This is a genomic window from Ruminococcus sp. (genome assembly GCF_016287535.1).
GTDB lineage: Bacteria > Bacillota > Clostridia > Oscillospirales > Ruminococcaceae > Ruminococcus.
On sequence record NZ_JAEFAJ010000012.1, the window covers coordinates 15,406 to 30,577 of the forward strand.

Annotated in this window: 12 protein-coding genes; 6 read left to right on the forward strand and 6 right to left on the reverse strand. The window is 48.2% G+C overall.

Going from position 1 to position 15,172, the window contains the following annotated elements:
• Position 1: 1 nt before the first annotated feature.
• From QZZ36_RS06510 to QZZ36_RS06520, 3 genes are read left to right on the forward strand one after another with little or no spacing between them, the layout of a single operon-like run.
• Positions 2-1,564 carry a class I adenylate-forming enzyme family protein gene (locus tag QZZ36_RS06510; RefSeq protein WP_295078683.1) on the forward strand — a complete coding sequence of 521 codons (1,563 nt, stop codon included), beginning with the start codon at positions 2-4 and terminating at the stop codon, positions 1,562-1,564.
• Positions 1,561-1,812, forward strand: coding sequence for an acyl carrier protein (locus tag QZZ36_RS06515; protein WP_295078686.1), 252 nt, complete (start codon positions 1,561-1,563; stop codon positions 1,810-1,812). The genes QZZ36_RS06510 and QZZ36_RS06515 overlap by 4 nt, the downstream gene beginning before the upstream one ends.
• A gap of 1 nt (position 1,813) precedes the next feature.
• Entirely contained in the window at positions 1,814-2,512 is a 699-nt protein-coding gene (locus QZZ36_RS06520; RefSeq protein WP_295078689.1) for an alpha/beta fold hydrolase, read from the forward strand.
• 56 nt (positions 2,513-2,568) lie between these two features.
• Here QZZ36_RS06520 and QZZ36_RS06525 read toward each other — a convergent pair whose 3' ends face one another.
• From QZZ36_RS06525 to QZZ36_RS06540, 4 genes are all read right to left on the reverse strand, one after another.
• A complete protein-coding gene (locus QZZ36_RS06525; RefSeq protein ID WP_295078692.1) occupies positions 2,569-3,753 on the reverse strand; it encodes an ABC transporter permease in 1,185 nt (394 codons plus the stop codon).
• The gene (locus tag QZZ36_RS06530) at positions 3,740-4,873 is read right to left on the reverse strand and encodes an ABC transporter permease (protein WP_295078695.1); all 1,134 of its coding nucleotides are present in this window, start codon (positions 4,871-4,873) and stop codon (positions 3,740-3,742) included. Before QZZ36_RS06530 ends, QZZ36_RS06525 begins: the two co-directional genes overlap by 14 nt.
• A 2-nt stretch (positions 4,874-4,875) precedes the next feature.
• The gene (locus tag QZZ36_RS06535; protein ID WP_295078698.1) at positions 4,876-5,826 is read right to left on the reverse strand and encodes an ABC transporter ATP-binding protein; all 951 of its coding nucleotides are present in this window, start codon (positions 5,824-5,826) and stop codon (positions 4,876-4,878) included.
• Between the two features lie 158 nt (positions 5,827-5,984).
• Positions 5,985-7,160 carry a hypothetical protein gene (locus QZZ36_RS06540; protein ID WP_295078701.1) on the reverse strand — a complete coding sequence of 392 codons (1,176 nt, stop codon included), beginning with the start codon at positions 7,158-7,160 and terminating at the stop codon, positions 5,985-5,987.
• Between the two features lie 194 nt (positions 7,161-7,354).
• On the opposite strand from QZZ36_RS06540, the gene QZZ36_RS06545 reads away from it, so the two are divergent.
• Entirely contained in the window at positions 7,355-8,230 is an 876-nt protein-coding gene (locus QZZ36_RS06545; protein WP_295078704.1) for an alpha/beta hydrolase, read from the forward strand.
• A 66-nt stretch (positions 8,231-8,296) separates the two neighbouring features.
• On the opposite strand, the gene QZZ36_RS06550 is transcribed toward QZZ36_RS06545, so the two are convergent.
• Positions 8,297-9,112: a response regulator gene (locus QZZ36_RS06550; RefSeq protein ID WP_295078707.1), complete on the reverse strand. Its 816-nt coding sequence runs from the start codon at positions 9,110-9,112 to the stop codon at positions 8,297-8,299.
• Positions 9,093-10,409 carry a histidine kinase gene (locus QZZ36_RS06555; RefSeq protein WP_295078711.1) on the reverse strand — a complete coding sequence of 439 codons (1,317 nt, stop codon included), beginning with the start codon at positions 10,407-10,409 and terminating at the stop codon, positions 9,093-9,095. Before QZZ36_RS06555 ends, QZZ36_RS06550 begins: the two co-directional genes overlap by 20 nt.
• Positions 10,410-11,096: 687 nt before the next feature.
• Between QZZ36_RS06555 and QZZ36_RS06560 the strand changes: the two genes are divergently transcribed.
• Positions 11,097-13,919 (forward strand): dockerin type I domain-containing protein, encoded by a 2,823-nt coding sequence (locus tag QZZ36_RS06560; RefSeq protein WP_295078713.1) that lies wholly within the window; start codon positions 11,097-11,099, stop codon positions 13,917-13,919.
• Between the two features lie 171 nt (positions 13,920-14,090).
• A complete protein-coding gene (locus QZZ36_RS06565; protein WP_295078715.1) occupies positions 14,091-15,167 on the forward strand; it encodes a histidine kinase in 1,077 nt (358 codons plus the stop codon).
• Positions 15,168-15,172 lie beyond the last annotated feature (5 nt).

The following is a 15,172-nucleotide window of genomic DNA, read 5'->3' on the forward strand; positions in this document are numbered from 1 at the left end:
AATGTCAGAGAAATTTTTCGATTTCTACAGCAGATACGCTCAGGAAACGCCTGAAAAGGTCCTCCTTAGAATTGACGAGAAAGAGCTTACATACGCACAGTTCATGGAAAAGACAGCTGTTTTCGGCTCTGCAATGAAGAAGCTCGGTATCGGCGAGGACGACAAGGTCGGCATATGTATGCCAAACAGCATCGAGTGGTTCATCGTTTACTGGTCGGCAGTAAGAATAGGCGCACAGCCTGTTCCCATGGATCCGCAGAGCGGCTCCTTCGAGCTCTCAAAACTCATACCTGCCACCACATCAAAGATACTGTTCATCACTGAAAAATACAGAAACAACGATATAATCGCTGCGGTCAGCGCACTTGTTCCGTCACAGATAACACTTGACAAGGTAATATGCTTCGCTGACGACAGCGTTATCCCACAGGACAGCTGCTACACCTCCGCTGACAGGTTCACTGCGGAATACGGCAGCAGCGAATGTGAGATATACGAGCCGGACTATCTTCACACCATGTCCCTTGCCTGCACTTCAGGCAGCACCGGCACACCAAAGATACTTTCAGTACCCTCAGGCGGATTTCTCTCCTCACAGAAGGATATGGGCGACTACCTTGAGTTCAGGGCTGATGATGTAATGATGCTTGGCATGACACTCTATCATCAGGGCGGCTTCGGCATGGGACAGCAGATGGTGCTCAAGGGCGGTACAGTTATGTACCAGCCCCAGTTCAATCCGATCACTTTTCTCGAAACTGTTCAGAAATACAGGATAAATGTTATACAGCTCACTTCCACGCTTGCAAAGGTGCTTCTCTCAACTCCCGACTTTGACAAGTACGACCTTTCAAGCGTCCGTATCTGTTATTTCGCAGGAGAGGTACTCCCGAAAGAGATAGCTGATATCTTCGTTGAAAAGCTCCATATCCGCGTTATCAATGTCATCGGCTCTTCCGAGACCTGCACTATGGTGGTATGGGATTCCGCAAGAGACGCAGGCACTGACCCCAGCGACTTCCGCAAGCTCAGCTTCACCGACGTCCGCGTTATCGACGAGAAACACAACGAGGTTCCTGAGGGTGAAGTCGGAGAACTCTGCGTATACACAGACGGAGTTATCACGGACTATTTCGGCAATCCTCAGCTCTCGGCAGAGAAGATACTCACAGATGAGCAGGGACGCCGCTGGTTCTGTACAGGAGACCTTGTAAACAAGCTGCCCGGCGGTATAGTACGTTTCGCAGGAAGAAGCAAGCGCATAATCAAGCGCGGCGGCAATCTCGTTCACGCCGAGGAAGTAGAGGCTTGTCTCCTTACTCACCCGAAGATAGCGGCTGCGGCAGTTACCGACGAGCCCCACCCTGTTATCGGACAGCAGATAGTAGCCTATATCCAGCCCAAGGGCGATGAAAGGATAACACGCGGCGAGCTGGCACGTTATTTTGACGGAAAGCTCTCAGCCTACAAGGTGCCGGACAAGATAGTTCTTGTTGAGGAGATTCCGAAGGATATCGGCAAGATACAGTTCAAATACCTCAGAAAAAAGGAGTACAAACAATGAATAACCTTGATTTTGAAAAATTCACACAGGCTATCTCCGATTACGTCGGAGTTGACGCTTCTGAAATAACAAGAGACACCGACGTTTACGACGATCTTTACCTTGACTCGCTTGGACTTTTCGGTCTGGGCTCAGAGATAACCGAATCCTTCAGGATCAACATTCCCCTTTCACTGGTAGCTTCTATCAGCAAGGTAGGCGAGATATTCGACCTCCTTAATGAAAAGGGCACACCTGTTGAGGAGTAATATGGTTCTTTTCTTTCTTTCCCATGCAGGCGGCTCCGCAAAGAGCTACGCCTCATTCAAACGCTTCCTGCCGAAAGAACTGACTGTAGTCCCTATGGAGCTCTCAGGACGCTTTACACGTATGTCAGAGCCTCTCCTCAACACAATACCCGACTGCGTTGCTGACCTCACAGAGAAGCATTCAGAGCTTCTCAGAGGCGAGTATGCGCTCTTCGGTCACAGCATGGGTACTGTACTTGCTACAGAGCTTGTAAAGCAGGCAAAGGAAAAGGGACTTGCGATGCCTTGTCATGTATTCCTTTCAGGAAAGAATCCTCCCGACGAGGATGTGCACTGCTTTGAACATATCGAGGACGCATCAGACGATGAGATAATATCGTTCTTCACGGATAATTCCCTTTCGTCAGCTGCTCCTGTCCCCGATCAGGCTCTCGTGAAGATGCTCAACCGCATACTCTGCACTGATGTCCGCATGGCGGAGCGCTACAGAGCCACACCTGAGGACGTAAAGTTTCCCTGCGATATCACAGTGCTTTACGGTACAGAGGATCCGCTTATGCAGAGGGTTGATATGCACAGCTGGAACAGGTTCACAGACGGGAAATGCAGCGTATACCCGTTTAGCGGGGATCATTTCTACTATCAGCAGCACAAGGAGGAAGTCTGCTCTGTTATAAAGGAAAAATTGGGCATAGACTAAACAGTCAAGGGCGCACATCTGTGCGCCCTTTTGATATATCAGATCAACGATATCATTTACTGACTTACAGCTTTTTTTACATTGGTGCCTATAGACGCGCTGTTGTATTTTACTCTGCGCACAAGGAGCGTGAGCAGTACAACAGCTGCGGCAAAAGCAAGCTGTATCAGATAGCACTGTACTATCTTACCGAAGCTGTACGGTGTTACATCAGCTATCATTTCATTTGCGCTTACATACCAGTAAGCAGGAAGGAACCTTGCAACGGATAGAACGCCGCTGCTGAGCACCTCCCTTGGTATGAACACACCGCAGAAGAAGCTCATGCCAAGTCCGAGGATCTGGGTCAGCAGGCTCACGATATTGTCTTTGGGTTCAAAGCTTGAAATAAATACCGCTATCGCAGTTATTACAACAGAGAATATGAAGCTGTTGAGCACAGCAAGCCATGCTCTGCCGGTATATATCTCCTCGTTGAGCACAGCGCCGACTATCATAAGTATAATCCATATCGCAAAGACGAATACAAAGCTTCCTGCGAATATCTGCAGCGTATAAGAGGAATTTTTTATGCTGGAGCAATTCGTGCGGTAGCGTATATCCTTCTTGTTCATAGTCACAAGTACAGACGTTATAACGCTTATTATAACGGATATGAGTATATAAGGCATATACTGAAAGTATCCGGCAAAATCAACGCTGAAATGCGAAGCTCCGCCCTTGTCTGTCCTGAGCATATCCACATCGGTCTGCTGTGAGAGCAGCTCCTCCGTGCGGGATATTGCCTCAGTCATGTCCCTGCCAATAGCAAGGTACAGCTTTACAGAACTTGTGTACTCGTCAAGGTACTGTCCCATATACACCGTGGAAAAACGGTCTCCTATGCAATAGGTGTCGAACAGTCCGGCTGTTTCCCCTGCCGTCAGCTTTTCCGCGTAGCCCTTGTTTATATTGAGCACATAATCAGCGCGTTTATAGTACAAAGAGTCGATGATAACGTCCCTGTCGTTCTCTATATCAACTATATCATTGCTTTTTCCTATGAACTCCGCAAGAGCGCGGCTGGCGTAGCTTTCGTCCTCATCGAATATACATATTTTCAGTCTGCTCGCCTCGAATCTGTTGTCCTTTGTCGAAGCCTTTGTGACCATTACCGAGACAGCAACAAACACAATTATGTATACCATCGCTGAGGGCAGCCTTTTTATAATGACCTTCATCATTGCCTTAAATACTTGCATATTTCTTCCTCCTCGAAAAAACGAAACCAAGAAATACGAATATAAATGTTGTCACTGCCATAGTTATCAGCTTTGTTACAAAGCGGTCGTAATCCTCATAGATATTCAGGCAGTAGAAGCAGTCGGAGATAACTGCCGCAGGGTTGATATTATTGAACCACGGCATCTTTTCAACTATAACAGCCTTCATGTCCCCCATCATGAGACCGCTGCAGAAGCAAAGCAGCAACGCAAAGGCAGTGAGTATTGCTGTCTTTGTCTTTTCTCCCACACGGGCTATGGAGCCTACGAAGAAACCGAAGGAAACACCGAGTATTCCGCCCATTATTGCGGCAGGATATACTAAGTACAGCCTGTCTCCAAAGTCCACCTTCAGTACAAAAGCAAGGAATGAGACGCAGAGTATCATACAGAAGGTCTGCATTATGCAGCTGCCTGTGAAACAGGCAAGTATGCTTACTGATTTTCTGGCGGGAGAGCAGTTGTTCCTTGCGCCCAGCGCCGAAAGATCAGCCTGATTCTGTATAGTGATGTGCATTCCGATATTGCAGCCGAAAAGCGCTACCATTGCGATAAGGTTATAGAAATACTGGATATACATATCGGGATTTCCCTGTGTGAGAGGTATCTCCCTGCAAGACGAAACAGTCTCTCCCGTAAGAGCTTCTATGACCTCCTGTGCCTTTTCCGGAGCTGTATTTATCGCGTCCATAGCTATTTTTTCGCGGACCGTATACTGCTCCAGAAATGACTTGAGCATAGTCTCGCGGAGGCCCTTTTCCTTTACCGTAAGGCTCAGCTTACCGTCCGAGACTATTATGCCCTCGACGTCGCCGTTATCCAGCATTTTCTCGGCGCCGTCCATATCCGTGAAGCTGACCTTCAGGAACGGTTCGTCTGACTTTCCGATATTCTCCATTACCTGTCTGAATGCGGTATTATCCGTGTTCTCCACCACTGCAACGGGTATCGCGCTGAACTTTTCCGTTTTCTCATATATACTTCCGAAAGCTATCTTGAAACAGATACCGAGGGCTATCGGGAAGATTATGAGCCAGACGGTTATTTCCTTTACACGAAGGCTGTTTTTCAGCTCATATTTCAGTATATGAAAGAACATAGTCAATCCTCCTTGTCCCTGAGTGCGGTACCTGTAATTTCAAGGAATACGTCGTTCAGTGTAGGCAGCTCTGTGTATACTCTTCCGAAGCCGAGCTCGTTCTTCTGCAGCACGTCCAGCACTCTTATCAGATTATGCTTTCCTCCCGAACAGCAGACAATGAGCTTTTCGTCCTCACGCTTTGTATCGTATACATGAGGCAGTCCTGATATCTCCTTCAGCACACTGTCCGGAAGCTCCAGTATATCTATTGTAATTGTCTCGGTATTCTTTATCATGCGTTTAAGTTCATCCTTTGTGCCCTCAGCTACCTTTCTTCCCTTGTCCATGATAGCTATGCGGGTGCATATATGCTCCACCTCTTCCATGTAGTGAGAGGTATATATAACTGTAGCGCCGTTTTTATTGAGGTCAAGTATACCTTCGAGGATACGGTTCCTGCTCTGCGGGTCTACAGCCACTGTAGGCTCGTCAAGGATGATCAGCTTAGGCTTGTGAGCGATACCGCAGGCAATGTTCAGTCTGCGGAGAAGTCCGCCAGAGAGCTTTCTGGGATAAAATCTGCGGAAATCCTCAAGTCCCACGAACTTTATCGCTTCCTCAACGTACTCCCTGCGCTTTTCCTTGTCTTTTATATAAAGACCGCAGAAATAGTCAATGTTCTCATAGACGGTAAGCTCTTCAAATACCGCCACATTCTGCATTATAACTCCTATCTCCTTTTTGATGTCATAGCTTACAGGTGTCATCTTTTTTCCGAACAGCTCGATATCGCCCTTGTCAAAAGCAAGCAGCGAAAGCAGACAGTTTATAGTCGTAGTCTTTCCCGAACCGTTAGGACCGAGAAGTCCGAATACCTCTCCCTCCTTTATTTCAAGGCTGAAGTGATCCAGTGCGATGAGGTCGCCGTAGCGTTTAACGAGGTCCTTTATCTTAACAACTGTATTTTCCATAGTATTTCCTCCCTTATGATTTTCACTGTCATTATTATACCTCACCTGAAAGCATTTTTGTAGTGTCCCCAGTCAGTTTCTGATATGACAAATGTCATATTCCATACCTGCAAATGTCATAAAAGAGCCCGGAAGCGTTTTGCGCCTCCGGGCTGCGGTCATTCTTCATTATTTATATCAGTCTCGCAGACGCTGTTTTCAAAGCAGTCCGAAAGAGCTTCTTCAAGCTCTCCGAGGGTCCTGTATCCCTCAAACACTGTATCTCCCACCTTGAAGGCATCGCCGTATATTGAGGTGTAAAACTCCGAATAGCTTGGAAATACAGCACATTCCGCCGGAAACGGAGTGCTTTTGTCATTATCCGGCGACACGGTGTTCATAAAGTACGTAAAATAATAGTACCTGATACTCTCATTTTTCTCCTGCTTTTTATCGTTTTTTCTGCCGCTGTCAGCTTTTTCCGCAGTTACCTCATAGATAAGGCAGAAAGCGTTCCTGCCCCACTTTGCTTCTCCCTCCGCAGGCGTGTAGAGATCCGCTCCGAGAAGCTGTATATCAGTACATTTCCAGTCATCGCGTTTATCCGCGAGCTTTCCGAACTCCTCCTGCGCATAGCTGTCCATTCTTTTATAGGAATCGCTGCCTATGTCGCTCAGTCTGGTGACATAATGCTGCAGTCCGCTTACGGTATACTCCTTTTCAAAGCACACAGGGATATACGCCTGATTGAAGCATTTATCCCTTATCTCTTCCTCGCTGCCGCTGCCGAAGCTGACCCTGACTTTGTCGCCGTTCCTTAGTCCGCTGCATCGCTCTGCGCTAAACGGAACGTCCCTTACAGGCAGTCCTTCATAGTCAAGCTCGATCACGCCTTCAGGCTCTGTGCCGCGGAATCCGACGGAAAGATATTCAAACGGGTCGAAGGGCTTTGCCACCTCAAGACCACTGACGGTTATATCCTTATCGCTGACACTGAGTCTTATTTTATACTTTTCCTCCAGCTGCCGAACTCCGTCCCTGCTCCATTCAAAGGTTATGACATCACCGTTGGAGAGCATGGAATCCCTGTCAGGAGCACCGTTCAGGTACTTCCCTAAGTCGTCGGCTGCACGTTCCGCAGCTTCCGCGCTGTTCTTTTCCGTTACGCCGAAATATTCAGAATTATCAGCCACCATCTTCGCGTAATCTATGTCACAGTCCGCTGAAGCGGCTGTATCCAGTCCGCTGAAGCGCACTTCAAGATAATCGTTCGGGTCTATGTCAGCTCTTCCGCAGCTGACAAGCAAAGCCGCCGCAGACAGGAGTGCCGGTAGTTTTATGAAAATCCCTTTCAAAACAGATTCCTCCGTAAAAGTACGAAATGACCGCAGCACCATGCCTGCGGTCCGGAATATTATTATACCACAAGCCGCGGAGTACGTCAACACGTCTTCTTGACACAGAAAAAAAAGCCTGATATAATAAGCGTATATCCGATAACCTCAGTCAGACGGCTGTTCCCAAGTTCGTGCAGGAAAGAAGTGATATCATGTCTCTTAACAGTTTTATTTTCAGAAAAATGTGTACCAAAAGCGATACTGCCCGTGACAGCGGACTCACCACTCCGCCGGAGATACAGCGCTTTGACAATATCAGTTACGGCAGCGACCCGAAATGGAATATCCTTGACGTTTACCGCCCAAAAGCGGCGGCTGCCAGCAAGCTCCCGGTAATAGTAAGCTTTCACGGCGGCGGCTGGGTCTACGGCGACAAGGAGGTATACCAGTTCTACTGCATGGAGCTTGCAAGGCACGGCTTCGCCGTTGTGAACTACACCTACCGGCTCGCTCCCAAGTACCGCTATCCCGCACCGTTCGAGGACACAAACGATGTCTTTTGCTGGTTAATGGACAACGCGGAAAAATACGGCTTTGACACTGAAAATATATTTGCCGTGGGAGACTCCGCAGGCGCTACCGGGATAGCCCTTTATGCCTGCATACTCACCTCTGCGGACTACGCCGCAAAGTTCAGCTTCACCCCGCCGGCTGGCCTTGAAATAAAGGGACTTGCCCTGAACTGCGGTATATATGACACCGAGCATTTCTGCACCGTAAAAACTCTCAGGGACTATCTGCCAAAACACAGCGCCGCGGAAGTCCTCTCCGACCTCACTGTAATAAAGCACGTAACGAAGGACTTCCCACCGAGCTATATAATGACGGCGAACTGCGACGATCTCCGCAGCGAATCTCCGCTGCTGAAAAAGGCGCTCGATGAAAAGGGCGTACACTGTGTATACAAGGAGTACGGTAACGAGAGCTGCAAGCTGTATCACGTGTTCCACTGCAACATAAAGACAGCCGAAGCCGCACAGGCAAACAAGAACGAGTGCGATTTCTTCAGAGGGCTGATGAATAAATAACGGATAAATGCGAAAAACGGGGGCGATGTAAACATCGCCCCCGTTCTGATATGCTTTAAAAATGTCTCAGAACTTATATCCGAGAGACTTTATCCTTTCAGCTGAGTCGCTTATCTCAGCCCATGAATAGTCTATCATGTACTCGCCGTGATACGAGCTGAAAGCGGCTGTATCTCCTGCGAAGAGATCGTACAGATCACAGTCCACAGCCTCCTTGTTAACAAGTATCTGACGGTTCTGCTTGATTATCACATTGTGGAAGCCGGCATTCTCTATATCCTTGATAAGATCTGAAACGTACTGCGATACCTTCTTCGATGTAGGTCTGTCGAAGTCCTCCACCTCAAGGACATCTGCCGCTATCTCCTTGCTTGTGACCGGATAGCCGCACTGGTCTATAAGGTACGCGAATATTTCCTTGGAAATAGTTCTTGAAAATTTTAGCGGGACATCGTCCTTCCCGAAGACGCGGAAGTTTCCGAAGGTACGTATCTTCAGCTTGTCGCTGCTCTTGTCCTCTGGCTGCGGGGAATATCTGAAGTTGTTGAACTCGTTGCGGATATCCTCCTCTGTGTAGGGCTTCATGATATAGCCGCTTGGGCGCATCTGTATAGCCGCAAAGGCGTATTCCGAATAGCTGGTCACAAAAACTATATTGCACATTGGCGAATGCTTTTTCAGTTCGATAGCGACCTGTATGCCCGACATCTGACCGATGCGTATATCGAGGAAAGCTGCGTCGAAGGGCTCCTTATCCTCATACTCCATGAACTGTGAGGGTCTGCGGAAGGAAACTATCTCTGCCTCCGGGCAGACCTTGTGCAGTGTATCTACAAGAAGCTGTAATGCAAATCTTTCGTCGTCAATTGCCAGAATTTTCATAGTGATTCTCCTTTGGGATAAGAATAGTACACTCAGTTCCCTCATTGGGAGCGCTCTTAATTATCAGCTCGCCTCCGCACTCATCAAACAGACGCTTGCGGACGTTTGATATACCTATATGTCCTTCATCAAGGTCATTCAGGGACTCAACTTCAAATCCGCCGCCGTCGTCCTTTATTATGACCTTATGGCATACCTCTGTTTCCTCGGTGGATATGCACACCGTACCGCAGCCGCTTTCGGAGCGGTTTATACCGTGCTTTACAGCGTTCTCAACAAGGGGCTGCACGGAAAGTACAGGCACCATGAAATCGCTGTCCTTTACATCGAATATTATATCGAGATCGTCGCCGAACCTTATCTTTTCAAGTGAAAGATAGACCTTTGTATGTTCAAGCTCCTCCTTAATGGGAACAAGATTCTTGTTTGTCATGGCTTCAAGGTTCTTCCTGAGGAACTTTGAGAAGTCTATCAGAGCTCTTTTTGCCTGTGAAGCGTCCTTATCGCAGAGATAGGTTATGGAGGTGAGCGAATTGTACATGAAATGTGGCTGTATCTGCGAGAGCATGAGCATACGCTTGCTTCGTTCCAGCTCCAGCTCGCTTGTACGGAGCTTTATCTTCATCTCGCTCTGATATATGGCAACAAGGTAGAAGTAATAGATTATAACGTCAAGGGCGACTATCTCGTCCATAACGTCAACTACTATGTAGGCTGCTTCAAGGTAACATTCCGCAAGAGTCAGGAAAACTATGAATATCACGGTAACGCCCTTGCTCATTTCCTTTTCTTTTATAAAGAGTATTGAATACCGCATAAGCAGCAGCAGATATATCATACCCACGAAATAGGGCAGCAGCATGAGAGGACCGTCCTCATATCCAAGATACTTGTTATAGCTGAAGATAATGCCCGGCTTTCCGAGATTTACAGACTCTGCGATCATACAGATCAGCTCAGGCAGGAAGAATACATATTTCTTTTTCAACGGCACGATGAGCAGCAGCTCTATATACGCAATAAGCGGAAAAAGCACGTGCTCCATGGCAGAACGTATATACATCAGCGTCATGGCGCCATCGCCGTTATAGTTGCGCGTATCATCGTAAAGCGTCCACCTGAAAAGGTCATCCGCCGCCTTATTCATAACGATGACTGAGAGTATCACAACGATAACGATAATATGATCCGTACCCTGAGGGCGTTCCTTGCGGTTCTCGACAAGCATTATTATTATTCCAAGTATAAGCGCAAATGATAAAAAGTAACTCTTGATAAGTTCTGAAACTATTTCCACGGAATGCCCCTCCAAAGAAATGATCTGAATATATAAGAACATTATATCACATTCTGCACTGTTTGTAAAGAAAAATGAGACCAATTTTTGTGTGGATTTTCAAATTTTTTTGATCCTCAAAGCTGTTCATTCTGCACAAAAGGCTTAAAATTGATGAAAATCGGTAGTTTTCGGCAGAAAAAATATGTAAATTTTTTGTTGAACCGTGTGGAACAGTATGTGATAGAATAGTGACAGGATATGAGATTAATATATCGTGAATGTAGATAAGGAGCTCAGACGCTGCAGTCGTAGGAACTGGGGGGAAACAGTGATGGTGCGGTCGCCGACCGCCCGAAACGGGCTGTAGTGTCTCCTTCTCTACTTTTTGCAGATCCTCGCCGTCCGCAGAAAGCCGGCGTAAAAAAGAGATAATCTTCAGATGTCATATGTTTCATTGCTCAATACTTTTTTGCGCAGCCGTCATGGCTGCGTATTTTTTGCCTTTTTAAAGCTTGCGCTCAGCCTTAAAGGATTGTTCATTTTTGACTTCTGCAAAATAGTATTCTCATTATGTCCTATAGTGTCATAACCCCTGAAATCCCTTGACACCGTACTTTTGAAATGATAAAATCAAGTTGAAAAACAGGCACGGATAAGATAACGGGAATGGATATTAAAATACACAAACAGAAAGGAAAAATTGCAATGAAAACAATGAAAAAGGCTCTGGCAGGTCTTTGCGCCCTCTCGATCTGCGCCGGCTGCAATTCCGTATCAGGCACAACGGATATCAGCAGGGGTACTGCGTCAGCAGCTTCAGCAAGCATTGCCGACAAAATGGAATGGGGCACCCTCAAAATAGGCGGAGGCGGCTTTGTTTCCGGAATCGTTACAGGCAAAAAGGCTATGTATGCACGTACAGACGTAGGCGGCGCTTACAGATTCAACTATGATACCGACAGCTGGGAGCAGCTCCTCGGTTTTATCAATGAGGACGACCGCGGTCTCCTCAGCGTGGACGCAATGGCTATAGACCCCACAGATGATAATACCGTTTATTTCCTCTGCGGCTGCGCTTACTTTTCGGCAGAAAAGACTGTCATATTCAAGACCACCGACGGCGGTAAGACCTTCGAGGAATACGACGTTACCGATATGATACAGGTCCACGGCAACGGCAACGGCAGACAGACAGGCGAGTCTATAGCTGTAGATCCCGACGATCCAAAGACAATATACTGTGGCGGCGACGTATACGCCGGCGATTCCTGCCTTATCAAGTCCACCGACGGCGGTAAGACATGGAAGGAAGTCAAAGGCTACGGCGATCTCGGTCTCTTCAAGTACGAGATAAAGTGGCCCACATGGGGCTCGAATATGCGCAAGGCTCTTACAGGCGATGAATATTACGCTCAGAACGGCATCGCCTGCATATACATCTACGGCGGAAAGGTATACGTAGGAGCTTCCGCAAAAGGCAAGAACAGCGTGGTCGTTGCAGACGTAAAGGACGACAAGTTCACCGATATCAGCGACAAGCTCGATTCCGCCAACTATCCCGGAAGGATCACCGGCGACGGCAATGGCAATATCTTCTTCGCTTTCCAGGGAGCTGTTCAGGTCGGCAATGGTGGCACCTCAGGCAGCATAAAGAAGCTCAACGCCAAAACAGGCGATATAACCGATATCTCCCCTCTTGCTCACCTCTACAATCCCGGCAAGGACGCTATGGAGGCAGCAGCTCAGGGCGGTTACAGCGGCATAAGCGTTGATCCGGCAAATCCTGATCATATGGTATCATCTACCTGCGGACTTTTCGCAAACGCTCAGCTCTGGGAACCTTGGACAGATGAGCACGGTCCCTGCTGGGGCGACAAGTTCTTCCGTTCAGAGGACGGCGGTAAAACATGGAGAGAGATATCTCCCGGATATTCTCCCAACTGGGGACAGGATCCACTTGCTGACTACCTCTCCACAGGCGGCTATGACTGGATATACGACAAGGCTATACACTGGGTGGGCTCTTATGTTATCGACCCTGTAAATCCCGACAGGACATTCTCCACATCGGGCAACGGCGTATTTGCCTGTGATAATACATGGAGCGATCTCCCGCAGTTCCACTTCCAGCCGGACGGTATCGAGGAAGTTGTTTCCCTTGATTTCGTAAGCACGGCAGACGGACTCGATCTCTCGGCGATCGGCGACTACGACGGCTTCGTTCACACCTCTGTAGACGGTATACCGCCGCAGTATCAGCCGAATATGGGCTCGACCTCCGCTATCGCGGTATGCCCTCAGAATACGGACGTATGGGCAAGAACTGCCAACGGCGACGGCAACAATACCGGCAGCGGCTACTATACCACTGACCGCGGAAAGACATGGAAGTCCTTCAAGCCTGCCTGCACAGGCGGAAAACTCTCTATAACAGAGCTTTCAAAGGGCAAGTACAGAATAATAAATACAAGCACTACCGGCGGAGTTTCCTATACAGACGACTTCGGCGCCACATGGAAGACCAGCGAAGGCATCAAGGCTTCCAAGGGAGTATATACGCTTGTCGATCCTGAAGATCCAAAGATAGTATACGCATCAGGCGCTCAGCACAACGACTACTGGTCATCAGATATGACCAAGTCAGAGCCTACCTATGACGAGTCGCATTACTCATACTTCATAAGCGAGGACTACGGCGCAACATTTACCGAGACACGTATCTGCCCGTACAACTGGGAGCTTACATGGAAATTCGAGCACACAGGCGACCTTGCATACCTCGGAAAAGGCACTGTGGCTCTTGCAGGCGCAAATAAGGGCGTTTACATCATCTCCGACAAGGGCAAGACCGTGGAACACCTTGACAATGTTGTATACGCGAAGTGCATAGGCTACGGCGCTCCCGAAAACGCAGGCGGCGTAAATACGCTCTTCATCTACGGAAAGCCCGCTGAGGACGACAAGGAAGGCATATACCGCTCCACCGACGCAGGAAAGACATGGGTATGTATCAATACAGACCACCTCTACGGCGGTACCGGAAACGGCAACTACCTTGTTGGTGACATGGACGAATTCGGCAAGGTATATATGTCAACAGTCGGCTGCGGAATTGTTTACGGACAGCTCTCCGACGGCAAGCCAAAGACCACAACCACTACCACATCAAAGACGACTACCACCACTACTACCACAAAAACCACAACGACCACTACTGTAACATCAGCTTCCACTACTTCACAGTCGTCAACAACTTCATCAACAAGCTCCGTATTCAACTACGACGCTGATTATAAGGCAGGAGATGTGAACTGTGACGGTACTGTTGACCTTTCCGACGCTGTACTCATCATGCAGGCTCTTGCGAACCCTGACAAGTACGGCGAGAACGGCAAGGATCAAAAGCGTATAACCTCACAGGGCATAAAGAACGCGGACGTTACAGGGAATGACGGAATGACCACAGGCGACGCAGCAGCTATCCAGAGATACCTGCTCCATCTCATTTCAGAGCTTCCCGAAAAATAAAGATATCCCTCTCTCCATTGACAAATAATGAAGCCGCAGCACTTCCGGTATACTACCGGAGGTGCTGCGGCTTTTTATTGACAAAAAAGCCGTGATGTTTTATAATTGTTGTGTACTCAATAACAGCCGATTTACGTGACGGCTGATTTCTGAAAGAAAGTCGGTGTGAGATTGAACAGACTGATCGATAAGCTTGCGATACTTACAATATGCACAATCAGCCTCCTGCTGACAAGCAGTTTCACAGCTCCGGTCATTACCGTACTTACGGCAATAGCCGTATCCTCTGCTGCGCAGCTCTTCACAGGAACTCCTGCCGCATCCGCTATAATTGCCGCAGGCTCTCTGCTGTGCGGCTTTTTCCCGATGTTTTTCTGCACCATACCGCTTATGCTCTATGACGCTCTGTGGGAAAAGAAATGGTGGCTCGTTCTCCCTGCGGCATCTGTCATACTGAAGCTCGGCTCGCTGTCAGCAAGACAGCTGATAATAACCGCCGCGGCAGCCGCTGTAGCATATATAATATATACCCGTATCTCAGGACTTGAAAAGACCGTGGAAAAGCTCACACAGCTCCGTGATGAGGTCGCCGGCAAGAACCGTCAGCTCTCAGAGCAAAATATTCGGCTTGCCCATGCTCAGGACAGCGAGATACGCCTTGCCACCATGAAGGAGCGTAACCGTATCGCCCGTGAGATTCACGACAATGTCGGACATATGCTGACCCGTTCCATTCTGCAGTCCGGTGCTCTTATAGTTATAAACAAGGACGAACAGCTGCGCGAACCTCTTGAAAGCCTGCGCTCCACTCTTGACAGCGCTATGACCAGTATCCGTGAGAGCGTTCACGATCTCCACGATGACTCCATCGACCTGAAAAAAGTCATTGAGGACAGCATAAGCAGCGTTGACAGCAGGTTCACTGTTGACCTTGACTGCGATGTAAGCGCCGCCATGCCCGGCAGCGTAAAGCTCTGCATAATAGGCATAGTCAAGGAGGGGCTCTCAAACGCTGTAAAGCATTCAAACGGCGACAGGATAAGTATCATAGTCCGCGAGCACCCTGCCTTTTATCAGCTTATGCTCGAAGATAACGGCAGCTGCACGGAAATAAACGAAAGCGGCATAGGTCTGAAGAATATGACAGACCGTGCAGAGGCTCTGAACGGAAGGATAACCTTTACTCCATCGCCTCAGGGCTTCAGGATATTCCTCTCCCTGCCAAAGAACGATAACGCAGTAACATAATATGA